A 23,625-nucleotide genomic window follows, 5' to 3' on the forward strand; every position below is an offset into this window, starting at 1 on the left:
GTTAGAATGCCTGTCCGATGGAAAAATGCCATTGGAAGCGGCTCACTCGCTGCGGCACGTTGTATTGCCCCGTGCCATTGATCAGATCGTCGCGGCTGCCCGAAAATCCTACGAACTTGGGGGTGTTCGGAGCATACGCCAAATCCAGCCGCAGGGGCCCCACTGGCGTCTTGATGCGGAAGCCGAAGCCCATGGCCTGCACCGTATAGTCGAAGTCCTGCTGATTCTTCTGGCGGAAGCGGAACGAGATTTCGTCGAAGGACGAGAACACGTTGCCCATGTCGTGGAAGAGCACGCCGCTGACGTTGGTGCCGATGAGGGGGAAGCGCAATTCGTGCTGGAAGAAGAGAAACGCCGCTCCGCCGATGGGGTAGCCGGTGACGAGATCCCGCGGTCCGGCCTGATTGTCAGGGAAGCCGCGATGGGTGGAGGCGCCGCCGGCGTAGAAGTTTTCGGGCAGGGGCACGGGTTCGTTATCCAGGTTGTGGAGCCAGCCGAAGGAGGTGGTCCGGGCGATGACGACTTCGCGCCGTAAGGGGTGGTAAGTGGAGTTCTTCGCCACGAGGCGGAAGTAGTTCGTGCTGGTGGCGGAGAACGGGACGGCGTAGCCCGCGTCGAGCGTGTTGTAGAAGCCGCGGCGCGCGTCCAGCGGGTCGTCACGATGGTCCTGAATGAAGGACGCCGAGGCCGCGATGGTCTTGACGGGCTGAGAATAGATTGGGATCAGGGTCGGGTCAATCCGGAGCGAGTTTTTGTCAATGAAGACGAAGCGCGCCGTGGCGCGGTATTGCATCGTGATCCCGCGGCTGACCTTCTGGCCGAGCTGCACGGAGCTCTCAGAACGGTTGGAAGTGTAGGTGCGTACGTCGCGTGAACGGTCGACGAGCGAGCTGAAGGTGAGGTTGAAATTCTCGTTCCCGAGAAACTGCGGCGCCAGGTAACTGGCGAGCAGGCGCTGTTGGATGCTGGAGACGCGGATGGTGGCGCTGGCGGTGTGCGCCAGGCCGAAGATGTTCGAGCGGGTGAGACCGATCTGGCCGCGGGGCGAGAAGCCGGAAGCACCGGCCGGAGCATCGAAGCTGCTGCCACCGCCGATGCGGCCGAACTCCGCACCGAAGCCGAGGTTCAAGGAGTACTTCTTGGCTTCTTCCACCTGCAGCAGGACGTACTTGTCGCGCTCGCGTCCATCGGGGTTCTGGACGGCCACGTCGACTTTGGCGAAGATCCCGAGGTCGTACAACCGGCGCTGTGTTTCCACGATGCTGCCTTGCGACAACGGCTGCCCGGGGGCGACCGCCAGGCGGTGGTTGACGAGGTCGGGCCGGGTGGCCTTCAAGCCGCTGACCAGGATGTCCCGCACAAAATTGCGGCGGCCTTCCGTGACGGCGTATTTGAGCTTGATGCGGTTGGGTTCGTCGGCTACAACGACGGAGGCATCGAAGGTGGCATCCGGATAACCATTGTTGAAGTACCAGTTGAGGACGTTGTCGCGGTCGGCGGCCACGCTCGACACGGAATAGGGCTGGCCGGGTGTCGAGGAGAGAAAGGCCTTGATGACATCGAGGAGTTGGAGGTCGACACCCGTCAGCTCCAGGTCGGTGACGAACCACTGACTGCCTTCCGTGATGTCCAGGGAGACACCGAGATCGGTCGCTTTCCCCTTATATCCACGCTCGACGATCGCTTTGACTTCGGCGTCCCGGAAACCGTTGGAGCGGTAGAGATCCAGGATAGACGCTTCGTCCTGCTCCATCAGGTTCTGGCTGAACTGGCCGCGGCGATAGCGGGGGAAGCGGGCGGGCATCATCTGCAGCCGCTCGCGGATTGTCTGTTGATCGAAGTACTTATTCCCGCTGAGAGCCAGGTGCACCAGGCGGTAGCGCCGGCCCTTCTGGATCCGGAACTGGATGGTCTGGGCGCCATCGGGCGTGGGATCAGCCAGGGAATAGGTCACCTTGGCGTCGTAGAAGCCCTGAGCCTCAAAGTAGCGCTCCAGGTTCATCTGGCCTTCCAGCAGCAGTTCGCGGTCGACAGTACGCTCCTGATAGATGGGCAGCAGCCTGCGAAGCTGGCCCTTCGAGATCTTGGCGCCCTCGGTCTTGACGAAAACGCTTGGACCGGCATGGATGAGGAAGTGCGGAGTGACGGTGACGGATTTCGGATCGTAATCGACCGAGGCGATGCGGATGGTGGCCTGGAGGTGCTCGGTCTTCAGGTAGGCATCGCGCATCTTCTCCACGGCACGCTGGATGCGGCGGCCGTCCATGTCCTTCCAACCGCGTAGTCCATACCAGCGCTGGAAATTCGTCAGCCGGATCAGCTTCTTCTCGCTCATCGCCGGCTCGCCCTCGAAGATGGGCCTGGCCAGTTTGGCGCGGGGGCCGGGGTCGATGTAGAACCGGATGTCGGTCTCTTCTGTCTCTGGCCGCGAGGCGGTTTCGTGCCGGATGGTGGCGACATAGAAGCCGTTGTTGCGGAGGACCTCCTGCAGGCTGGTCTCCGCGCCGGGCAGCAGGCTGTCATCGAAGGGGTCGCCCAAGCCGAGTTTGGTAGCGTTGGTCAACTGCGCCGGGTTGGGTGGCTCAGGCACGCCCTCGACGGTGACCCGGCTGACGAAGAAAGCGGCGGTTGTGACAAAGGTAACCTGAACGCCGGCCCCCTTCGCCTCACCTTCGGCCACAATATCGACATACCGGCCACTGGTCCATAGGCGTTCGATAGCCTTACTCAGCGGCACTTCGGAGAGCGTATCGCCAGGCTTCAGGCTAATTAGCAGCGCAAGTTGTTCTTTGGTAAGAGGTTGCTTCTCTGGTTCGAATCGGATCGAATCAATCGTCTTGCCGTAAAATGCCGACAGGTCGTCGTTGCCCCACATTGGAGCCGCACCCGCCAACAGACACGTCAGCAATGCCGTCCAGAGCCCAGGCTGATTCACACACTGTCATCTTAACAGCCTTGGTTGCTAGGATTTTGAGTGATGACTGATTCCGAGCGCGACCGCTATAGCCGACAGATCCTGCTGCCCGGCATTGGCGCCCCAGGACAACAACTGCTGCTCGACGCCTGTGTCGCCGTGATTGGTTGCGGAGCCCTGGGCGCGTTTCACGCCGGAGCGCTGGCCCGGGCAGGTGTCGGCCGCATTCTGCTGGTCGATCGTGACTTCGTTGAACTCAGCAACCTGCAACGCCAGTGGCTTTACGAGGAGTCGGACGCCCGCGATGCGCTGCCGAAGGCGGTAGCCGCCGCGCGCGCGATTGGCCGCATCAATTCCGGCGTACGGGCCGAGCCCCTGGTGGATGACCTGACTGCCGGAAACATTCAGGACCTGTTACAGCCCGCGTCCCTGATCCTGGACGGCACGGACAACTTCGAGACCCGGTATCTGCTGAACGACTACGCCGTGGATCGCGGAATTCCGTGGATTTACGGTGGAGCCGTAGGGACCTACGGCCTGGCAATGCCAATCCTGCCTGGCCGCTCGGCGTGCTTCGAGTGCATCTATCCAGAGCCGCCGGCGGGGGCGCAACCGACCTGCGATACAGCGGGGGTGCTGAATACGATCACGAGCCTGGTGGCGTCATGGCAGGTCTCACTCGCCCTGCGCCTGCTCTGCGGGCTGGATGTAGAGCCGCGGATTTCGACCTTCGACGCCTGGACGGGCGTAGTCCGCCAAGTGTCGATGCCCGCGGCGGATCCCGCCTGTCCGGCCTGCGGCGGTGAACGGACCTGCCGCCATCTGCATGGGGAGGATCGGATCCCGATCAGCCTGTGCGGGCGGAACGCGGTGCAGATTCATGACCTCCGCCGCCCGCTGGACCTGGATGCCCTGGCCGCGAGCCTGGCGCCGCTGGGACAGGTCCGGTCGAATGGGTTCGCCTTGCGCTTTGTCGTGCCACCCTACGAGATGACGATCTTCCCGGATGGCCGGGCGATCATTAAGGGGACACAGGATCCGGGCCTGGCACGGAGCCTGTATTCCCGCTACATCGGCAACTGATTGGCCGGCAGGCAAGTACGAGGTAAGATAGAAACTGCGGGCGGTTAGCTCAGCTGGTTAGAGCGCCTGCCTTACAAGCAGGAAGTCGGGGGTTCAAGTCCCTCACCGCCCACCATACCTGATTGATTCCAGATTAGTTGCGTCTACCCAATACGAAATTTGCTTCGTGCCACGCCCCAATCGCGGTACGTGTAGTCAGGGTCCAACCGGCCACGGGTCTCAGCGCAGCCCGGCCCCTGCGCGTTCGTGGTGACATTGAAAGCCAGTTCCTGCACGCTGCACACCGCACTCCGCCGGCAGGCTGGTTTCGAGGATGTAAGGATCTCGTGTGAGAGGCCAGGAAGCCGCCCGATTCGCTACCGCCGCTTCGAGTTCCCGGCCAGTCAACACAAAGCCGTTCTGGTCGAGCGCGAGGTGGCCTCGCAACCAATCGGTGCGAGGAGATGCCCCCGCCATGACAAAGACGTGCTGGATCGGATGCCGGGACCTTCCGCCTGTAGCCTTGTCGGTCCATTCGACCCACTTCAGCCGGCTATCGCCGCCAAGGGCCGAGATCTCCGTCTCGAGGTGAACCTCAATGTCAGGATTCGAGGCGATCCGCTGAAGCAGATAACGGGACATATCCCACCACATTGCGCGCGATCATCACCTTCGCTCCGAATTCCTGTGCCCGGTGCCTGCGCTGTCCACGGAACGCCCCTGAGTCAATCTGCCGACTTTCCGCGGCTGCGGCTCGCCCTGCTCAGTGGCAGGCAGCTAGCGGGATCCAGGGGCCATTGCCACGCGGCGGATGAGCGGGATGAGGGCTTCGCCAAGCCGGCTCTTTTCCAGGATCGCCACCGCGCCGGCCTTCAGCGCTTCCAGTCCGGACCGGTCCAGCTCATAGGCAACGAGTCCAATGACGGGGATGCGCGCGGCATCGCGGGATAACTGTTGGATCAAACTGATGCCGGCCGTGCCGGGCGGATCGACGTCAATGAGCACAATGTCCGGAGGACTTGCCCCGATGAGGACCAGTCCCGCTTCCGACGTGGCGGCGGATCCGGCTAGCAGCATATCGGGCTGCGTGCGGATGAGTGCGGCAACTCCTTCGAGCAGTAACGCATTGCGGTCGACGATGAAGACGCGGATCAACTCACCCAATACTACCCGGCTGCCAACGGAATCGAACAGCCAGATTCCGGGAGTCTGCGATCCCCTGAAATCAGGTGTTGCGCAGCGTCATCGCAGATGAATGATGCCGCGCTGGGCTGCGACGATCGCGGCTGCTGTGCGGTCATTCACATTGAGCTTTGAGAGGATGTTCTTCATGTGGCCCTGTACGGTTTCTTCGCTGATCCCGAGCTCGGCGGCGATCTCTTTGTTGCGCATGCCCCCAGCTACCTGGCGAAGCACCTCCACTTCCCGCGGAGTCAGGGAGGACAGCGTCACACGGTCAGCGAGTTTCCGAGCCGTATCGGGCGGGATCGGGCGGCCACCGGCATGTACATCGCGAATGATGCGAAGCAATTCTGCTTCTGGCGTCTCTTTGGGGACGAACGTAACGGCGCCGAACTGGAGGGCGCGATAGACGTCCTCATCGCCACGGAGGGCGGAGTACACGATGATCCTGGCGGTGGGAAATTCTTTGCGGATGTCCTGAATGGTCTCGAGCCCGCCGGTTTCGCCCTCGAGGCCGAGATCCATCAGCGTGACATCCGGGCGCGAGGTCCGGAACGCTTCGACGGCTTCCTTGCGTGAACCGGCAGAGGCCACGACTTCCACGTCAGGCTCAGGGCTCAAAACGGCTTCCAAGCCTTTGCGAATAGCCGGATGATCGTCGACGACGAGAATGCGAATGAGTTCCGAAGACATCCCAGTGTTACGCGGTAGGCACCGCCGTTTCGATCATTGTCCCACGTCCGGGGCTGCTCGTCACGGTTGTGACGCCTCCCACCTGGGCGGCACGCTCGCGCATCGTGGCGAGGCCGAAATGACCGGGGCGTTCGCCCGCAGCGCCCTCGAATCCGCAACCGTTATCCGAAATGACAAGCCGGATGGCACGGCTTTCGAAGATCAGGCGGGCCTCGATCTCAGTCGCACGGGCATGTTGGGCGGCGTTGCTGATGCCTTCACGCGCGATGCGCAAAAGCTGCAGCGCGATCTGTTGCGATATGGGGCGCGGCGCGCCTTCGACCTCGAAATTGAATCGTGCCGACTTGCCGGCTGTGAGCTGCGCGCCCGATTCCCGGATGGATGCCGAGAGGTCCCCAATCTCGGCGTCGGCCGATCGCAGGTCCCAGACGGATTGTCGCGCCTCGCGCAGACAGAATTCCGCCTGCTCCTTTAGACTGGCGAGCCGCTCCCTGGCCGTCTCGGGCGCGGTGACGACCTTCGTCAGTCCACCGATCTGGAGGGACAATCCTGTGATGTTCTGGATGAGAGTATCGTGCAGTTCGCGCGCGACGCGGGTCCGCTCGCCCACACGCTCATCAATGAGGATGCGTGTCCGGTGCTCGATCACACGGAGCCGCCAGCCGTAGGCGCCCGCAAGTCCTGCCACCAGAACCAAGCCGGCAAATACCTCGAACCAGATTGTCTGATACCAGGCCGGCTGGATGTACACCTCGACGGTCGCGCTGTTTTCACTCCACAATTCGTCGGCTCCGGCGGCAAGACGAAATCGATACCAGCCTGGCGCAAGATTGGTGTAGACCGCCTCATGTGTGTCGGTGGGCTCACTCCAGGCACTGTCGAAGCCGTCCAATCGATACCGGAAGCGCAGCCGTTCAGGAGCGGGCAGATACACGCCGCCAAACTGAAATACGACACGACGCCGCTCAGGCAATACGCGAACGGAGGGAGCCAGCGGGATTTCCGATCCGTCGGCGGAGATCGCTTCGATGCGGGCTGAGGGCGGAATCGTCCGCTGGGCCAGGCGCGCAGGGTCGACTGCGAACAATCCGGCCACTGTTGAGATCCAGACCCTGCCGCTTGAATCGGTGGCAATCGATCGGTCCCGCGGGGTGACTTCCGTGGAAACAAGTCCATCCGCGGCTCCGTACTCGACTACGTCGCTATCATCCACTGAGTCGCTGGTCAGGCGCTCGCGGCGGATGCGGAGTACATGGTTCGCTGTAGCGATCCAAAGCCAGCCAAAACGGTCCTCGGTGATACCGAAGACACGATCCCGCAGGAGTCGCGGGACCGTTCGGAGCGGCCTGACAGAGCCCGCCCGAATCGCTACCGGACCGGCATCCGTACCGGCCCAGACAATGCCGCCTGAATCCTGGAACACACAGCGCACCGTGTTTGTGGGCAAGCCGTCTTTCGTGGTGAGCGTCCGCCAGCGGCCATTCGCAAAAGTGCTGAGGCCATCGGCGGTACTGAACCAGACTGTTCCGTCCGCACTCTCGGCGATGGAGGAGACGGAGTTCGACGCCAGTCCGTCCGCGACGGTGTAGTTCGTCAGGTGCCCGTTCGACAAGCGGCTCACGCCGGCGGTCAACGTGGCGGCCCAGACCGCATCGGTGCGGTCGACATGCAGGCCGAAGACGGTATTCTCCGGCAACCCATCGCGCGACGTCCACCACTGCGTCGTTCCTTCAGCACCGATGCGGGCCACTCCGCGGTCACGGGTTGCGACCCACAGCCCGGCACCCCGGGAGCTGATGGAGTACACCACAGCTTCGCGAACACCAGGTTGGGTGACTGGGGTCAGCCTGTCCTTGTCGATGCGCACCAGGCCGCCAGATAGAGGCGCGAACCAGGCGGCTCCAACCGGATCCGCGTAAATCGCGCCGCCCGGCAGGGGCAGTCGCATGCTGAAGATGCGCGGCGAGAGACGATCGAGTCCGCCCGTGCTGCCAACCCAGATGCTGCCATGGCGGTCCTCCCCCAGTGTTCGCACCCCGTGGATGGACGCATCAGCGTGAACCGTGCCGGAGGGATCGATTTGGAGGAGCATCCGGTCGGTGCCGATCCAGACGTTCGACTCCCGGTCCACCAGCAGCGCGGAGGCCTGAACCCGGGGCACCACCGTTTCGAAGGTTCCTCCGCTCCACCGGGCCACGCCCCTGTCGGTGGCGATCCAGAGACTCTTTCCGAGGACAGCGAGCGCATTTATACGCTGGCCCGGGAGTCCGGGACCGGCGGCGATAGCACGGCCGCGCTCGAGAAAGTGCAGCCCGGAATCGCGCGTCCCCACCCAGATGCGGCCGCCGGACTTCTGGGCGATGGCGATGATCGGGGAAGACGGCAGGTCAGCGGGCGCGGCGACCGTTGTGAAACTTCCCTTCTCAAAGCGCATCAGGCCATTCACGATGCCGGACATCAGCATCGTGCCGCCATTGCCCCGGGACATTGTGGTCACCGCCATTTCCCGGGGCCGGACGGAATACAGCGGCTGGTCGAACGCGCGGTGCCGCTGCTGCAGAAGGCGGCGATCGCGCAACAGCACCCAGATGTCTCCGCCTTCGTCAGATTGGAGGCCCAGCACCGTCCCAAGCTCCGCCAGGTCGCCAGGAGCGGCATAGACCGGCCGAAAGGTCATGCCATCGAAGCGGAACACACCCCTGCGCGTGCCGATCCAGAGCGAGCCGTCGCTGGCCTGTGCCACAGCCAGGACGTCCTGTTCCGGCAAGCCGCGGTCTGTGCCCCAATGCGTCCGGGAATAACCGGCGGCCAGCGAGCCGTCATCCTGGGCGGGCGCCGGCAGGATTCCAGTCAGCGCCAATACGGCTGACGCTGCGAGCCGTGGTCTCACGGAAAGAACTCGAATGATTCGATGACGACTTCGGCGCCGTGCTCGAGGCGAGTCGGGCCGCGCTGGAAGTCGTAGAAGTTGATCCTTAGTTTTTCATCTCCTGGGCGGGCCACGCCCGAGGTGAAAACACGGGTGAAGACCAGGGGGCCGTTCTCACCGCGGAGTGTGCGGAAAACCGCCTTGCCCGGAGTCCATTCCAGCAGGTGCGTCAAGACCCCGCCCGGCGCCGCGAACGTGACCGTATTGCTCTCAATCCATCCGGGCTGAAGCACGTAGCGCGCATTCGGCGCTCGGAGTTCGCCCCAACGGCTGATCTCAATGTCCATCTCGCGATGGTTCTGCTCCCCGGAAGCGGCTTCCCATGTGTACATGGCGAGCACGGCGGCAGGTTCCAGTTGGGAGATGTCGCGGACAACAAAACGGTAGGTCCCGTAGCCAAGGCTGCGCCTGAGAATGATCTGGGCGCAGGTGAAACTGCCCGGAGTCCCGGCGATCCGAAGGTGCAGAGCCTGTTTCTCGTCGGTAAAGGCGTTGGCGGGATCGTATAGATTCCGGCCTCCGCGGTCGTTGGGCGCGGCCCGGACATCCCAGTCGTAGCCGCCGAAATGGACCGTGTTGTGGACGGCCTGTTTGGAGCGGTCGCCGCCAATAGAGGCGATGGCAACAATCGACCCGCCCGCCACAGGCAGCGTCTCAAAGGACAACGGGGGACGGTAGTCGGGTGTCACCAGGGCGGCGGCATACTCGGTTCCGAGGTGTGTCGGGCTGACCCACGTATTGTCTTTGCGAATTGCGGTGAACGGGCGGTCGAACTCGGGCTGGACCCACCAGCCTTCGCTCTTGGCGAATAGCACGATCCGCTGCCCGGGTTGAGCGCCAGTGACGCGACCCTCAATGGTCAGCATCAGGTCTGGTCCCCCACGGTCAGCGGGCGGAACTCGTGTGAACTCGATGTGGGGCCGGTCCCCTCCAGTGTCCCTGGAGCATCCGTGGACAAACGCCGCCGCGGCTGTGACAAGGGCAGTCCGGCGCGTCAGCAGGTAATGCGCGCCCGTTGGAGACGGAACACTCCGCATTTTCAGATAGCGTAGCAGGATACGGCCAAAAGTGCACTAGTTAGTACGGTTTGCCGGCAGGCGGTCTGCGCGGGGTATGGTCAACCAGCGGCCAACGTCCGATGACCCGGTCCAAAGCCCGCGGCGCCGGCGGCGGGACGAGGCTGGCGGTGACTCCCCCGCTATCAGTGTGAATGTAGCCCCGCCGATCGGGTGGTCAAGATCCACCGGGAATGGGGTTGGTCCCGAACGGGATCGGCTCCAAACTGGCATTCAGAGAGAAACCAAACCAGTCCAATTGGACACGGAACAAGGAGGGATCAACCTGTGATGATGAATCCGACCATGCCGGGAAAATTACACGAGGAGATCGTTGGCCGTAGTCCAGCCTTTGTAAATGTGCTGAATCAGATCCCCATCATCGCCAAGAGCGATTCAGTGACATTGATTCAGGGCGAAACCGGAACTGGCAAGGAGGTCATCGCCGCGGCGATACACGACCAAAGTGCCCGCAGTAACGGACCGTTCGTCAAACTGAACTGTGCCGCTATTCCTGGCTCCCTGCTGGAGAGCGAGCTCTTCGGCCACGAACGAGGAGCCTTCACCGGCGCGGTCAATCAGAGCAAAGGACGCTTCCAACGTGCTGATCGGGGCACCCTCTTCCTGGATGAAATTGGCGACCTGCCGCTGGAGCTTCAACCCAAACTCCTGCGCGCTCTGCAGGAGCAGGAGGTCGAGCCCCTGGGCGGCGGCCGCACCGTTCGCGTGGACGTACGTGTGGTCGCTGCTACGAATCAGGATCTCGCGCGGCTAGTCTCCTTGAAGCAGTTCCGCGCGGATCTGTACTACCGGCTAAACGTAATCCCCATCTACCTGCCTGCTCTGCGCGAACGCTCCAGCGACATCCCGGAACTGGTGGAGTACTTTGTCACGAAGTTCTCGGCGCGTCTCAACAAACCCAAGCTCAGCGTCCCGGAGGAAGTGATGGAGCTTCTGAAGCATCACGAATGGCCGGGCAATATTCGCGAGTTACAGAATTTCGTCGAACGGGCCGTCGTCATGTCGTGCGGACCGGTGCTCCGGCCATCCCTGGCGGACCTGCAGCGGATGACACACGTGGAATCAGCGGCGGAGTGCCAGACACTGGCCGCTGCTGAGCGGGAGCACATCATGGACATTCTGAACCAGACAGGCTGGTTGGTCGGCGGACAGGGTGGGGCGGCCTCCCGGCTCGGCCTGCCCCGAACCACGCTCATTCACAAGATGCGCAAGTTGGGGATCGAAACGCGGCGCTCGCCATCGCCTCGACGGGTGCAGAATGATCCGCCCCCGGCCAGCCGGGCGATCGCAGTTGCGGCCGCCTCGATTCTCTAGCGGGCGCGGCCCGCTTTGCGGAGATGAGACGAGGAGGATCGCTCCTGGCCTCGTATTGTTCTAGCGCTGTCCAAGCGCTGCCAGGACAGCCTCCGGGCGAATCGGCGTATGCCGGATCCGAGCACCTGTGGCCGCAAAGATCGCATTTCCAATCGCAGGAGCAACGGCTGTCGTGGCGGGCTCGCCAAGCCCCACCGGGCCTTCTGTGCTGGGAAGAAACTCAATCTCGATCTCCGGCACCTCCCCGATTCGCAGCACTCGATAACTATCCAGATTGGTGTCTTTGGGTTCCCCCTTGGCGAACTCAGTCCCTTCATACAAAGCAAGTGTCAGCCCCCACAAGGCTGCGCCTTCTACTTGCGCCCGCGCGCTGTCAGGATGAATGATAGTGCCCGCATCAATCACAAGCGTCAGCTTTTCCACCTTGACGTGGCCGGTCGTCCGATTGACCCGCACCCGGGCGGCACAGGCAATCCATGTGGGCATGGTGCGTTCCTGTCCGAAGGTGGAAGCAATTCCCAGCCCCACATCCTTTGGCATCGCCGCACCCCAGCCCGCTTTCTGAGCACAACGCGTCAGCACTGCAGCCTGGCGGCGCGCCCCACCCACAGAATTTGGCGGCGACCCGGCGTTGCGGCCGGCACCGTCGAGTAATCCAAGTCGAAACGCTACAGAATCGACTCTGGCCTCATGAGCCGCCTCGTCCAGGAAGCTCTCGACAGCCCAACTGGTCCAGCCGGCGCCGACGGATCGCAGGTAGCCCGGGCGGAAGGTCCGGTCGGCGAGGTCATTGCGCAGGGCGCGAACGCGCTGTGCACCCACTGTGTACCAATGGTCGGCTCCAGAGATGGCGAAGAGATCGTAGGGGATGCCATTCGCATCTTTGGGCATGAAGGTGGGCGCGATGTGAGCCGTGGGCCATCCGGCAGCAGCCTGATGATCCATCGCTGCAATCCGGTTTCCGTCACCCCAGGCGATCCGTAGTACCTGCCTGGACGCCGATCGCGGACAGTCGAAGCGCATATCGTCGGCGCGCGTACACACCATCTTCAGCGGCTTTCCGAGGGCCTTGGCGGCGAGGGCCGCTGGAACCGCGTAGTCGCCATCCAGGCGGCGTCCGAAGGCTCCACCCAGGAGTGAGCTGCGCATCACAATCTTCTCTTCGCTGCGCCCCAGCGCCTTCGCCAGTACCGGCAGAATAGCCGTTTGCCATTGGTTGCCAGTGTGGATTTCAAAGAGGCCGTCCTTTTCAAACGCCAGGGCGTTCACCGGTTCCAGCGCGAAATGCATCACCGTCGCGGTCGTATAGGTCCGCTCCATCTTCCGTGCCGCCGACCTGAAAATCTCGTCCACTCCTGGATCGTGGACGAAGGCAGCTCCCTTCTTTGGATCGGCAATGAGTTCGGCCGCACGGTTCTGGAGATCCTGTTCTGAAACGTTCGTAGTGGTGCCTGATTGCCATTTCACTTTCACAAGATCGGCCGCACGGTTAGCCGCTGTGAAGCTGTCGGCACAAACCATGACCCATCCGGGCACAGTGCCTGACGGGTCATCCAAGGCGATACTCCGAAGGTAACCAGGCAAGTGTTTCGCGGCCGAATCGTCGATTGAGATGACTTTGGAGCCGTAACGAGTGGGCGGAACTTTCGGGCGGCCGAAGATCATGCCATCCACCGCGACATCGAGACCATAGATGCCTTTGCCGTTGACCTTGGATGGGACATCGAGCGCCAGCGTCTCTTTCCCGATCAAGCGGCGTTCGGCGGGCCGCTTCATGGGAATTGACTGTAGCTGTTCCTGCGTATACGTCCGGCTCAGATTCCCGCGCGCAACGATTTCGCCGTAGGAGATGGACCTTCCCGGGGCGTGCACCGCGCCATTCCGGGCGCTGCAGCGCTGCGGACTGACGCTCAGGAGTTTTGCCGCCTCTTCGACCAGGGCGATTCGGCCGGCCGCCCCCGCCCGGCTCAGCACGGGGAAACTCTGCCACACCGACCAACTCCCGCCGGTGATCATCGTGCCCCACTTCGGATCGGAATCAACGGTGACCACCTTAACTTTCTCCCAATCGGCTTCCAACTCGTCGGCCACAACGCGAGCGAGTGCTGTCCCAACGTGCTGGCCCATTTCGGCGCGCACAATGTTAACCGTCACTGTCCCATTGGGCTCGATTCCATACCAGATTGTGGGTTGAAACAGGTCGCTCGGCTTGCCTGCAACCGGAGCGGCCAGGTTCGACTGAGGGTAGCCCAGCATCGCACCCGCACCCAGCATGGTGATCAGGAAACCGCGCCGCGTAGGGTCGGCGGAGCCTCTCAGTCCGTGGGCAGACAGACTAATCATGAGTCGTGCCTCGCATTCTCGACGCTGCCAGCTTGATCGCGCTTCTAATCCGGACGTAGGTCATGCACCGGCAGACATTGCCGGCCATCACGGCGTTGATGTCGCGATCGGTGGGGTCGGGATAGTCCTTGAGCAGTGTGGCTGCCTGCATGATCTGGCCCGGTTGGCAATACCCGCATTGCGGAACCTGAAGTTCCAGCCAGGCCGTCTGGAGCGGATGCTGCCCCTGCGCATCGAGTCCTTCAATGGTCGTGACCTTCGCACCGGCCACCGCACTGAGTGGAGTGATGCAGGATCGTGTTGCGCGGCCTTCGACGTGAAGCGTGCAGGCGCCGCAAAAGCCGATCCCACATCCGAACTTCGTCCCCGTGAGGCCGAGCTCATCACGGACCACCCAGAGCAATGGTGTGTCGCCGGAGCTTTTCACCGAAACATTGCGGCCATTCAATTCGAACTTTGTCATGGACGGACAACTCCTTTCCTTCTGAGCGTCGTCACCGCAATTCGCGGCGAATCCTGGCAACCTTGCTTTCGACATCAGTCCACGGCGGCAGATTGGTCCGCGTGCGCCGGAGATAGAGCGCCAGCCTTGCGATCTGCACGTCACTGAGCGACGAATACGCCGGCATCACCAGGCCTGGGGCGCCTTCTGCGCTGCCAAACCCCCGGAGCACCGCCTGAATGAAGTTGGTAGGCTCGCTCAGCGTCAGAGCACTGTTGAGCGAGAGTTCCGGGCGTGCCGGCAACGGTATGGGACCACGGTTGTAGTGGCACGAAATGCAGGCGGAGGCATAGAGGTTCGCATCGTCGTCGTTTTCCTGCTCGCTACCCAGATGGGATGTTGCCAGCGCGTTTCGTGTGGTCGCTTCTATTGAGGCCCCGCGCACGCCGGCGTTATCCATCTCACTGAAGTAGACCGCGATCGCTCGAACATCGGAGTCCGGTACGATCGGCAGTTCGAGGCTGTCGCGGATGACAGAAGTCATCGTCGCACCCGTCGCCCCGTGGAGCTTGCTGGCGCCCGTCCGCAGGTAAGTGAAGAGCTCGTCCTCCGTCCAGGGAATGGGCGAAGGATTCGATGAGTTCAGCGCAGGCGCAATCCAGCCGTCGATGATATTGCCCGCATAGGGATAACGAGTCCTCTCCGCGCCAAGAGAGTTGCGTGGAGTATGGCATCCAGAGCAGTCCGCCAAGCCCTCGGCCAAATAGGCTCCGCGATTCCATTCCGCACTCTTCGATGCATCGGGTTGAAAGCGACCGCTCCGGAAAAACAGCATCTTCCAGCCTGCCTGGAATGCGCGAATCTTCAAGGGAAACGGAAGGGTGTTTGCCGGGGTTGTGGCGGCTACGGGGGGTCGAGTCATCAAATAGGCATAGAGCGCCGCGATGTCTTCGTCCGACAGCTTCGTATATGCGTAGTAAGGGAAAGCCGGAAAGAGATGAGATCCGTCGCGGCCAACCCCCTCGCGCATGGCTCGCGCAAAGGCCGCCTGCGACCAGCGTCCGATGCCGGTCTCTGCGTCCGGGGTGATGTTGGTGCCATAGATAAGACCGAACGGGGTGTTGACCGCATAGCCCCCCGCGTAGGCAGCACCGCCGGCCTTCGTGTGACAGGATGCGCAGTGGCCCGCTGCGGCCAGTGCCTGGCCTCGTGCGACGGTCGCAGCGGCAAAGTTCTCCAGCGGAGGGGGCTGAACTGCTGCGATGGCGGGACGCAGGGAGACGAGCCACATCGAGGCGACTCCCAGCAGCCCGATGACAAGCGCCGCAAGCGCAATCCGCCGCATCATTTTGGCCGTCCCTGGTTTCTGGGATCATCTGCTGGGTTGACATATTCGAGCCCAAGCGGACCGATGGCCGTCACTTGCGTGACGTACTCACCCGATCTTGCCCAGTGGAAATGAGAGGTATTGCCTGGCAGCACGACCACGCTGCCCGGTGGGTAGGCAAGCAGCGTGTCGGCGTCGAATTGATCGCCCAATCCGATATAGAAGACCCCGGAGACCACCGTGTACACTCGATCTTCCGGATGTCTGTGCGGCATCAGCTTTACGCCTGAAGGCACTTTGACCCTGATCACGTAGGGCGCCGGCGCCGACGGCACGCCCACTATGATGGCGAGCCGCACGGAAGGCGGAAATGCAGCAAACGGTTTCCAGTCGACCTGTTCCGATAGAACCGATGCAAAGGCAGCTTGTCCAGGCTGATGGGGTCGCACAGCATACTCAGTCGGCTGCACCGCCAAACGACCGTCTTTGGGTTGGGCCTGCTGGGCCAGGCCAGGCTGAATCAGAATGAGCGCTGTAATCACCAACGCCGCGATTGTGTGGTGTTTGACGTACATAACCCTCGTTTGCATCGGGCATTGCAGGTTTCCGGCCACAGTTATCGAGATGGAGATCCGTCGAGAATTGAGACGGTTAGGGTGCTTCAGATGGCGGAGCTGACGGCCCGTCGTCAGCTAACGGTGTCGATCGATGCGTTTTCGACAGTCTGGTGGCAGGGAGAGGCCGCCTGGCTTGGGCTCGCAAGGCATGCGGCAACCGGACGATCCCACGACGACGTGTTCCAGCCAGGAAATCGTCCTCGCGTCGGCAGTCGGACTCCGACTGCGGACACTGCACTGACACTCGGCTTGCGCCCATATGTGAATTCATCGCTTTAGCCCAGGCATCCAAGTTGCAACCAACAAGTTGGATGGGCGGCGGGCAAGACGGAGGAAGTCATGGTCACTACAAATGAGCACAATTCGCGGGCAGGCTCCGCGGAATGGCGGCTGCGGGAGTTGGCTATTCAGCTACCCACTCCCCCTGAACCGTTCGGGACGTACACGGAAGCGGTGCAGGTGGGTTCGCTCCTCTTCCTGAGCGGAACATTGCCGACCGAGGGGCGTACGGCCAGGTACGTCGGACGAGTGGGCAAGGAACTGGACACCGCGGCTGGCCGTGAGGCAGCGAAGCTCGCCGCGATGAATGCGGTGGCGATCGTGCGGCAACATCTCGGCTCCCTGGATCGTGTGAAGCGCATCGTGCGCCTCGGCGTGAGCATTGCGACGGAAGGAGATGTGCGCGACCAACCCAAAGTGGCTGATGGAGCATCCGACTTTCTTCAGGACGTGTTCGGCCCGGACATGAACCCGACTCGTCTGGTCTACGGAGTTGCGAGTCTTCCAATTGGAACACCCGTCGAATTGGAACTCATATTCGAAGTACAGGAATGACGGAGCAAACTAGGGCGATCACCATGGCAACATTCAGCGGATCAGAGGAAGTGGCGTCTGTCTCTAAACAGCCGGCGCAATACCCCACATACTACAGGACCGTCGCGATTGACGGTCTGTCGATCTTCTATCGTGAAGCGGGCCCCAAAGACGGCCCCACCATCCTGCTGCTACACGGGCTGCCGTCGTCCTCGCGCATGTTCGAGCCGCTGTTCCATCGCCTCGCCGATCGCTACCACCTGGTAGCGCCGGACTATCCCGGCTTCGGTCACAGCGACTGGCCGAATCCGAAGGAGTTCGCGTACACGTTCGACCGCTACGCAGAGATCGTGACCAGGTTCACCGAGGCGCTCGGCATACCCCGTTACACGCTGTACATGCAGGATTACGGTGGGCCAGTCGGCTTCAGGATGGTGCTGAATCATCCTGAGCGTGTCGAAGCGCTGATTGTGCAGGATGCGGTAGCGCACAATGAGGGGCTCGGAGACAATTGGAAGGCCCGCCGAGCGTTCTGGGCAGACCGCGCGGCCAACGAGAGCAACCTTCGAACAAACCTCCTCTCGCTGCCCACGACACGTACCCGGCATGTGGGTAACGATCCCAACACCGAGCGCTACGATCCCGACCTGTGGAGCGACGAGTTCGCCTTCCTCAGTCAGCCCGGCCAGGCGGACATTCAAAGTGATCTGTTCTACGACTACAGGACCAATGTGGAAGCGTACCCGAAGTGGCAGGCATGGATGCGGAAACAGAACCCCCGGCTACTCGTGATCTGGGGCAAGTACGATCTTTCGTTTGCTCCATCTGAGCCGGAGGCATATCGCCGCGATGTGCCAGATGCAGAAGTGCATGTCCTGGAGGCCGGCCACTTCGCGTTGGACACCGCCGCTAACGAAATCGCAGGGTTGGTGCGCGCTTTTGTCAGGTAGACGAACGAAGCCGACGCGCATGAGGAGAGAATAGTCGGGCGCCCATCATCGGGCGCCCTCATCTTTCCATCGCCTTGTCTATCGCTTCTTCGTGAACTCAACATCGAGGTCAATGGAGACCTCCTCGCCGGCCATAAGACTGCCGGCTTCCAGCACGACGTTCCATGTGAGCCCAAAGTCCTTGCGATTGATTTTGGCACTGGCGGACGCAGCGAAACGGACGTTGCCCCATGGGTCATTCGTCGCCTTCGATATATCAGAGACTTGGAGCGTGACGGGCCTGGTGACTTCGCGGATAGTCAACTCGCCCTCGACGACCGCAGCGTCGGCTGAAGATCGCACTACCTTCGTGGAGCGAAAGTGAATCAACGGGTAGTGCTCAACATCGAAGAAATCCGAATTGCGAAGATGGGCATCGCGCTGTGCCTCGCCGGAATTGACGGAGGCCGCGTCGATATCAATATCAATGCTGGTTTCCGCCGTGTTGTCCTCGCTCCATCGCAACGAGCCGTTCGAGATCCGAAAATCGCCTCGAACCCATGCAATGGCCATGTGACGCACCTTGAAATGAATCGCCGAGTGGGCCGGGTCAAGCGACCAGGCTGAGACGGCATTCTGTTGAAGAGTGTTTGTTGAAGTCATGTGCACCTCGCTGGATCCATCAGCAAGTGTGCTTCCACGTGGCTTGCACGTCGTATCTGAAGAATACGGGAGATTCAACCGAACTCTGACCGCCGCGGGTGTCGGGGCGTCGACCGAGGGCAGTTGTGAATAGCAGGCTGCCGAGGTGGTGAGTATGTACTCGTCCAGGCAAATCGCATCCACTCGTGTCGGCCGATCGAGACTGCTGGTGAACAGCTGGCTGTTTCGCGTCCGATAACGCGGTTTGCTTTCAATGCCCATGCGATGGCGTGGTGCTTGCACTTCAAGCAGTGCCTGCGCGGGGAAGCCGTTTTTGTAGCGATCACCGCGGGTAGAGAGCACAGGGCCGCGCCCAAGCAAGCTCCCGTGGATCGGAATGCGAGGACGTGCGTACTCGTTGCGTTCTCCCCACGACCACAGCGGCAGGATCGCCAGACAATTCCCGAGGTCATTCATCCCGGAGGGTGATGAAAGCTAGAGCGTCCTATGAACCAGATTGCCTCTAACATTGCGAAAGCCGGAGTCCTTACTCTCCTGGCTGTCTGGCCCCCTGCGTCCGCAGCCGCGCAGGAATTGATCGATACAAAGCTTGAGCGTGGGACGAACAGCCCCTACATGTTAGGAGACTGGAGTGGAGGGCGCACCCGGCTAGCCAACAAAGGCGTCACATTCAACCTCATCTACGTGGACGATGTGCTTTCAGACACGCGCAGGGATGTGGCCAACTGGAGTCGAGTCCGCGGAACGCTGGACATTGATTTCGAGAAAGCGGAAGTGGTGCGCGGCCTGAAGTTTCACATCACAGCAATGTGGCAGGCGGGCGGCAATCTCGGGGCGCACCTTGGCACGATCGCGAATCCCAGCAGCCTGGCCAGTGTCAACCTGATTCGTCTTGACTCCTGGTGGTTTGAAAAGGCATTCGTGCAGCATAAGCTGTTCGTTCGAGCAGGCCAGTTTGCCGGTCTCGATTCCTACGGAGTGCAACCGTACGGCGAGTCCTTCATCAACGAACCGCTTGGCTACGCGATGGGCAACCTCATCCAGGCGACCTATGAAACATTCGCTCCGGCCGCGACGCCGGCCTTCGAGGTTCGGTATGTCCCTTCCAGGCGCTTCTATGTAAAATCTGCCATCTTCTCAGGGAACCGCAATCCGTTCCACGACGACGAGAACGGCGTGCATTTCCGATTCAAGGACGCCCCGGTGATCGCCGCGGAGGCCGGATATTTCGTGAATCCTGGATTGTCACCGGGTGAGCAGGATTACTCAGGGCTGTACGCCTTCGGCACGACGATCAACACCGGTCCATTTCAGAACATCGCCACCGGCCAGCGGACCCGGACAAACTATCTCCTCTACTTCACAGCCAACCAGCAAGTCTGCTGCTCTCAAGCGCGCACCAGCAGGGCACTGGACGTAGCCTTCACTGTCGATTGGACTCCGGAGGATATGACCAGGAACTTCTCGCAACTAACAGGCGGCCTGCGCTATCGCGGTTTATTGCGCCGTCGCGAGCACGACACAGCCTCGCTGGGATTCGTTTACAGCCGCAGTAGTGGTGTGTTGAATCGGGCGCTCTCTCAGTATGGGATGGCGCCATACGCAGCCGAGAAACTGCTGGAGCTGAACTATGCGTTTCAACTAAACCGATGGCTCACCTTTCAGCCAGTCTTCCAGTATTACTTCGACACAGGGGGCGATCCGCGGCGGCGCAATAACGCTGTCGCCGGGTTCCGCACACTGTTTGTCCTCTAGGCCAACCGCCTGGACGGGCACTCTCTACATCGACACCAATGAACCATTACCGCTACACGAGGCTAGTTTCTTCGTACTCGGGAGTCGAAGCGATTCTGGTGTCGACCGGTTGAGTCGGCCCACGAACATTGGCTGATCGCTGCTCTTCCTGGTGCTCATATTTTCAGGGTGTTTGCGATGGCCGGAGGCGTGCATCTCTGAGTTAGCGTGCTGGACCCGACAGGAAGGATAACAACTATGAAAATACTGATGGTGCTCACATCTCACGATCAATTGGGCAACACCGGCCGGAAGACCGGCTTCTGGCTGGAGGAATTCGCCGCCCCCTATTTTGTGTTCAGGGACGCCGGCGCCGAGCTGACACTGGCCTCGCCAAAAGGAGGGCAGCCCCCCATCGATCCGAAGAGTGACATGCCAGAGAATCAGACTGATGCAATGGCAAGGTTCAAGCAGGATTCGGAGGCACAGAAGGCGCTATCCGAAACACGCAAGCTGTCCACCATGAAGTCGGAGGACTTCGACACCATATTTTACGTCGGAGGTCACGGCCCGATGTGGGACCTCGCCGATAATCCGGATTCCATTGCCCTCATCGAATCGTTCTACAACTCCGGCAAGCCGGTCGCCGCGGTTTGTCATTCGCCGGCCGTGTTCCATCGGGTGATGTACAACGGCACACCCCTGGTGAAGGGCAAGCGGGTGACGGGCTTCACCAACGGCGAAGAGGCGGCCGTTCAACTCACTCACGTCGTGCCATTCCTGGTTGAAGACGAGCTGAAACGAATCGGTGGGCTTTACGAGAAGGCGGCCGATTGGGAAAGCTTCGCTGTGGTCGACGGCCGGTTGATCACAGGCCAGAACCCTGCATCGTCAACGGCCGCCGCCAAGGCGCTGATTAAGGTGCTTGCCGAGTCAATGGCTGCGGCGTAGTTCCGGGCGATCCACCGCTCGCCACACAGCGCGTCGCCAGGCCCGCTCTCAAAGCTCGGGGCGGGCCCGGCCACAGTAAACGCTCTTCCATTGAGCCGCAGACAGGATTCTTGGAGATGGATCCTGTTTGGCGTGCGGTCACGCCTCTACTCAATGGCGATATTGACTCTGTTGCTGGAGAGCGTTTGCCCTGACAACCCGAGCAGTTCCAGCTGCACTGGGACGGCGTCGCCCCGGCTGGCCGCCGCCGGAATCCGGACCTGGATCACGCTCACTCCGGCAGCATCCGGGTCTGCGGCAATGTCCACGATCTCAGCAGGCACATCGCTTACCTTGACCGTCAATCCCGTCGGAGCGATGGACGTGGTGCCGAGACCCGTGACGCGGACCCCGATCACATCCTCCAGTCGAGCTGGTTCGCCAACGCCGCGGAAATCACGCACCACACACAGGCGCCCGGAATCCTGGCTGGTAACGAATCCGTAGTTTCCTGGCATGTTCCTGACAGTCAGGATCTCCGGGTTGGCTTCCCGCATCGTGGTATGAACGGGGAGCGCGGAGCCTGCGCCAGTTTCCAACACGACACTGAGTTCAGTTCCGGCAGCCATGGCTGGACAGAGGAATTCCACGCGCGTTTGGCTGGCAAGCAGCACCGGAACCGGAGTGCCGTTCACTTTGACAACGGTGCCACCCAGGCGGGTCGAGGCTCCGCTGGGATCGGAGAACTCTTCTCGCATCCGGCTCAGCCAACGGCCTTCCAGCGTCCCAATTCCCTGTGGGGCGCAAGCAGGCATTTTCGAGCCAGTGATGACCGGCGTATCGGATCCAACCACAATCCGGGTGGTGCGCGTCGCGGACGAACCACCTGAGTCGGCGGCGGCAAATGTGACTGCGTATGCCCCCGCCTGTCCGGAAGCCGGTGTCCACGCAAAGCTACCCGTTTCGGGGCTGAAGGTGGCGCCGGAGGGCAACTCGGCCGCCGAGAGTTGAACCGGCAGCTCCCTGCCGCTCCTGGCCGACACGATGAAGCGAACCAGCTCGCCCGGCCGGGCGAAGTACTCTCCAGGCGAGCTGACGACGGGCGCGGCGCGAGGAATCACAGTGATTGCAGCTGCTGCTTGACCGTCCGCGCCACCCATCGAGATTCGGACAGTGGACAAGGATGCACCCTCGTCCAAAAGCCCACGGAATGTCAGACCGAATGGATTGCCCCGCGCGCGGATCACGGCAGGCAGACGTACACTGCCGCTGCTGGCTTCGCTCCAGAGCGAGGCTTCTCCCACCATGGCTCGCCCGGTGCGTTGGAACTCACAGGAGAACTCCTCGCCGGCATGCACCACAGACGGGGAGCAGGTCAAAGAGTCGCCTGCAGGAACACGGGGGGTCGAGCCGGATACCTCTGTGATGGAGGCGGCCTCGGAGGCTCGGGAAGTCTCCGCCGGCGCAGCTTCGAAGATCACATCCACCCAATAGTTGGCTCCGTGATCGGATTCCGTGGGGAAGCCAGAACCGAAGGAATAGACGCCGCTTGCGCCAGGTTCTCCATCGGCGGAAACTTGGAGAGCACCGTTCTCCACCGGCGCTGCGGCCGATCCCATTGAACTGCGGGCAAAGTGACCGTACGGAGCCTGGTAGGAGACGATGTATGTTGAGCCGGCGGTGACAGGGACGGGATTCGGGAATTGCGCCACCTGCCACCCGAACTCAGTCTCGTTCTCGAACTGTGTGCTGGCCAGAATTGTGCCGCCATTCGCCCACAGATGACCGGTGTGAACGCCGGTATTCCCCGGCCCCTTGAAGAATCGCATACCCGTGAGGAATCCGGTCTTATTGCTACGGAACTTCGTGCCCACTTCCACCGCGGCGGTGGTCGCGGAACTCGCCTCCTCCGGTTCGGCATTGGGATCCCACAGGGAACAAGGGCAGGACGACTCAAGCGTAGCGGGTGATAACGCCACGGCCAATGCCTGAGTGGACTTCTGCGGAGCGGCCAGGGATGTGGATCCCAGTGCGGTCGGCGTGATCTCGATGGCACTGACCATCGGATTGTTGACTACAGGCGCGAATTGAATCAGGATCTGGCCTGAGGAGGTCACAGGGTAGTCGACGTCGACAGTCCTGAATGAACGGCCTGCTTCGGCGAAGACATCGAAGTTCTGGACGACAGCCGTGCCATTGATAAGGATATTGAACAGGCGCTGATTGGCTTGTGTGAACTGGATTTCCGCAAACTTCAGCCTCACATTGTAGGCTCCGGGAGGCGCGGCAAACTGGTACTGCAATGCGGCGTTCTGGGTGTAGCGGTACTTCTTGTAGAGCGCAAGGTCCAATCCGCCGGCAATCACAGCCGTCGTCTGGTAGACAAGGCCGGAGGCATTGCTATCGGCGGCCCAGATCTGCCCCAGGGAGTCGGTGTATTTCGGACCACCGACACTGACACGAGCCAGGGCCGTGGTAGCGACGCTGGGTTTGAGCCCGAGGGTGAAGCTCACTGATCCGCTGGGTAGTGCCGCACGGACGATGACGGAACTGCTGGCCGTCACTGCGCCGGCGGTGGCCGAGAAGACGGCCTGAGTCGCGCCGGCCGGCACAGTCACGGAAATAGGTATTGTCACAAGCGCGCTATCGTCGTACAA

Annotated in this window: 18 protein-coding genes and 1 tRNA gene; 7 read left to right on the plus strand and 12 right to left on the minus strand. The window is 61.6% G+C overall.

Annotated features, from left to right (window positions below):
- Position 1: 1 nt before the first annotated feature.
- Positions 2-2,935, minus strand: coding sequence for an outer membrane protein assembly factor BamA (gene bamA, locus ACR9Y2_RS03980; protein WP_435039762.1), 2,934 nt, complete (start codon positions 2,933-2,935; stop codon positions 2-4).
- 42 nt (positions 2,936-2,977) lie between these two features.
- Here bamA and ACR9Y2_RS03985 point away from each other — a divergent pair, with 42 nt between their 5' ends.
- Positions 2,978-3,997, plus strand: a complete 1,020-nt coding sequence (locus ACR9Y2_RS03985; RefSeq protein ID WP_435039763.1) for a ThiF family adenylyltransferase — start codon at positions 2,978-2,980, stop codon at positions 3,995-3,997.
- 38 nt (positions 3,998-4,035) lie between these two features.
- Positions 4,036-4,112: transfer RNA gene (locus ACR9Y2_RS03990), tRNA-Val, on the plus strand.
- A 104-nt stretch (positions 4,113-4,216) separates the two neighbouring features.
- Here the strand turns inward: ACR9Y2_RS03990 and ACR9Y2_RS03995 are convergent.
- The 5 genes from ACR9Y2_RS03995 to ACR9Y2_RS04015 form a co-directional block, all read right to left on the minus strand.
- Entirely contained in the window at positions 4,217-4,618 is a 402-nt protein-coding gene (locus ACR9Y2_RS03995; protein ID WP_435039764.1) for a hypothetical protein, read from the minus strand.
- Between the two features lie 135 nt (positions 4,619-4,753).
- Positions 4,754-5,140: a response regulator gene (locus tag ACR9Y2_RS04000; protein WP_435039765.1), complete on the minus strand. Its 387-nt coding sequence runs from the start codon at positions 5,138-5,140 to the stop codon at positions 4,754-4,756.
- Between the two features lie 78 nt (positions 5,141-5,218).
- Positions 5,219-5,851, minus strand: coding sequence for a response regulator (locus ACR9Y2_RS04005; protein WP_435039766.1), 633 nt, complete (start codon positions 5,849-5,851; stop codon positions 5,219-5,221).
- A 7-nt stretch (positions 5,852-5,858) separates the two neighbouring features.
- On the minus strand, positions 5,859-8,741 hold the full coding sequence (locus ACR9Y2_RS04010) for a sensor histidine kinase (RefSeq protein WP_435039767.1): 2,883 nt from the start codon (positions 8,739-8,741) through the stop codon (positions 5,859-5,861).
- Positions 8,738-9,646: a hypothetical protein gene (locus ACR9Y2_RS04015; protein WP_435039768.1), complete on the minus strand. Its 909-nt coding sequence runs from the start codon at positions 9,644-9,646 to the stop codon at positions 8,738-8,740. Before ACR9Y2_RS04015 ends, ACR9Y2_RS04010 begins: the two co-directional genes overlap by 4 nt.
- Before the next feature lie 495 nt (positions 9,647-10,141).
- On the opposite strand from ACR9Y2_RS04015, the gene ACR9Y2_RS04020 reads away from it, so the two are divergent.
- Positions 10,142-11,170: a sigma-54 interaction domain-containing protein gene (locus tag ACR9Y2_RS04020; protein WP_435039769.1), complete on the plus strand. Its 1,029-nt coding sequence runs from the start codon at positions 10,142-10,144 to the stop codon at positions 11,168-11,170.
- A 60-nt stretch (positions 11,171-11,230) separates the two neighbouring features.
- Here ACR9Y2_RS04020 and ACR9Y2_RS04025 read toward each other — a convergent pair whose 3' ends face one another.
- Genes ACR9Y2_RS04025 through ACR9Y2_RS04040 form a run of 4 tightly spaced genes read right to left on the minus strand, consistent with a single transcriptional unit; the run spans position 11,231 to position 15,731 of the window.
- Positions 11,231-13,513 (minus strand): molybdopterin cofactor-binding domain-containing protein, encoded by a 2,283-nt coding sequence (locus tag ACR9Y2_RS04025; RefSeq protein ID WP_435039770.1) that lies wholly within the window; start codon positions 13,511-13,513, stop codon positions 11,231-11,233.
- Entirely contained in the window at positions 13,506-13,976 is a 471-nt protein-coding gene (locus ACR9Y2_RS04030; protein WP_435039771.1) for a (2Fe-2S)-binding protein, read from the minus strand. The genes ACR9Y2_RS04025 and ACR9Y2_RS04030 overlap by 8 nt, the downstream gene beginning before the upstream one ends.
- Positions 13,977-14,007: 31 nt before the next feature.
- A complete protein-coding gene (locus tag ACR9Y2_RS04035) occupies positions 14,008-15,303 on the minus strand; it encodes a cytochrome c (RefSeq protein ID WP_435039772.1) in 1,296 nt (431 codons plus the stop codon).
- Positions 15,300-15,731 (minus strand): cupin domain-containing protein, encoded by a 432-nt coding sequence (locus tag ACR9Y2_RS04040; RefSeq protein ID WP_435044815.1) that lies wholly within the window; start codon positions 15,729-15,731, stop codon positions 15,300-15,302. The genes ACR9Y2_RS04035 and ACR9Y2_RS04040 overlap by 4 nt, the downstream gene beginning before the upstream one ends.
- 507 nt (positions 15,732-16,238) lie before the next feature.
- Here ACR9Y2_RS04040 and ACR9Y2_RS04045 point away from each other — a divergent pair.
- Positions 16,239-16,733, plus strand: a complete 495-nt coding sequence (locus tag ACR9Y2_RS04045; protein WP_435039773.1) for a RidA family protein — start codon at positions 16,239-16,241, stop codon at positions 16,731-16,733.
- A gap of 23 nt (positions 16,734-16,756) precedes the next feature.
- Positions 16,757-17,662, plus strand: a complete 906-nt coding sequence (locus ACR9Y2_RS04050; protein WP_435044816.1) for an alpha/beta fold hydrolase — start codon at positions 16,757-16,759, stop codon at positions 17,660-17,662.
- Between the two features lie 78 nt (positions 17,663-17,740).
- Here ACR9Y2_RS04050 and ACR9Y2_RS04055 read toward each other — a convergent pair whose 3' ends face one another.
- Positions 17,741-18,760 carry a YceI family protein gene (locus tag ACR9Y2_RS04055; RefSeq protein WP_435039774.1) on the minus strand — a complete coding sequence of 340 codons (1,020 nt, stop codon included), beginning with the start codon at positions 18,758-18,760 and terminating at the stop codon, positions 17,741-17,743.
- A gap of 30 nt (positions 18,761-18,790) precedes the next feature.
- Between ACR9Y2_RS04055 and ACR9Y2_RS04060 the strand changes: the two genes are divergently transcribed.
- Positions 18,791-20,059, plus strand: a complete 1,269-nt coding sequence (locus ACR9Y2_RS04060) for a carbohydrate porin (protein WP_435039775.1) — start codon at positions 18,791-18,793, stop codon at positions 20,057-20,059.
- Positions 20,060-20,296: 237 nt separating this feature from the next.
- Complete coding sequence (locus tag ACR9Y2_RS04065) at positions 20,297-20,989, plus strand: type 1 glutamine amidotransferase domain-containing protein (RefSeq protein WP_435044817.1); 693 nt, start codon at positions 20,297-20,299, stop codon at positions 20,987-20,989.
- Positions 20,990-21,135: 146 nt separating this feature from the next.
- Here the strand turns inward: ACR9Y2_RS04065 and ACR9Y2_RS04070 are convergent, their stop codons facing one another.
- A complete protein-coding gene (locus tag ACR9Y2_RS04070) occupies positions 21,136-23,604 on the minus strand; it encodes a DUF4082 domain-containing protein (protein WP_435039776.1) in 2,469 nt (822 codons plus the stop codon).
- Positions 23,605-23,625 lie beyond the last annotated feature (21 nt).

It is taken from the genome of Paludibaculum fermentans (genome assembly GCF_051172195.1).
Lineage (GTDB): Bacteria > Acidobacteriota > Terriglobia > Bryobacterales > Bryobacteraceae > Paludibaculum > Paludibaculum fermentans_A.

Excerpts from the sequence above, each read along its gene's own strand:
- ACR9Y2_RS03985 (WP_435039763.1), top strand. The coding sequence starts at position 2,978 with ATGACTGATTCCGAGCGCGACCGCTATAGCCGACAGATCCTGCTGCCC.
- ACR9Y2_RS03995 (WP_435039764.1), bottom strand. The coding sequence starts at position 4,618 with ATGTCCCGTTATCTGCTTCAGCGGATCGCCTCGAATCCTGACATTGAG.
- ACR9Y2_RS04005 (WP_435039766.1), bottom strand. The coding sequence starts at position 5,851 with ATGTCTTCGGAACTCATTCGCATTCTCGTCGTCGACGATCATCCGGCT.
- ACR9Y2_RS04015 (WP_435039768.1), bottom strand. The coding sequence starts at position 9,646 with ATGCTGACCATTGAGGGTCGCGTCACTGGCGCTCAACCCGGGCAGCGG.
- ACR9Y2_RS04020 (WP_435039769.1), top strand. The coding sequence starts at position 10,142 with ATGCCGGGAAAATTACACGAGGAGATCGTTGGCCGTAGTCCAGCCTTT.
- ACR9Y2_RS04025 (WP_435039770.1), bottom strand. The coding sequence starts at position 13,513 with ATGATTAGTCTGTCTGCCCACGGACTGAGAGGCTCCGCCGACCCTACG.
- ACR9Y2_RS04030 (WP_435039771.1), bottom strand. The coding sequence starts at position 13,976 with ATGACAAAGTTCGAATTGAATGGCCGCAATGTTTCGGTGAAAAGCTCC.
- ACR9Y2_RS04035 (WP_435039772.1), bottom strand. The coding sequence starts at position 15,303 with ATGATGCGGCGGATTGCGCTTGCGGCGCTTGTCATCGGGCTGCTGGGA.
- ACR9Y2_RS04045 (WP_435039773.1), top strand. The coding sequence starts at position 16,239 with ATGGTCACTACAAATGAGCACAATTCGCGGGCAGGCTCCGCGGAATGG.
- ACR9Y2_RS04050 (WP_435044816.1), top strand. The coding sequence starts at position 16,757 with ATGGCAACATTCAGCGGATCAGAGGAAGTGGCGTCTGTCTCTAAACAG.
- ACR9Y2_RS04055 (WP_435039774.1), bottom strand. The coding sequence starts at position 18,760 with ATGAATGACCTCGGGAATTGTCTGGCGATCCTGCCGCTGTGGTCGTGG.
- ACR9Y2_RS04060 (WP_435039775.1), top strand. The coding sequence starts at position 18,791 with ATGAACCAGATTGCCTCTAACATTGCGAAAGCCGGAGTCCTTACTCTC.
- ACR9Y2_RS04065 (WP_435044817.1), top strand. The coding sequence starts at position 20,297 with ATGAAAATACTGATGGTGCTCACATCTCACGATCAATTGGGCAACACC.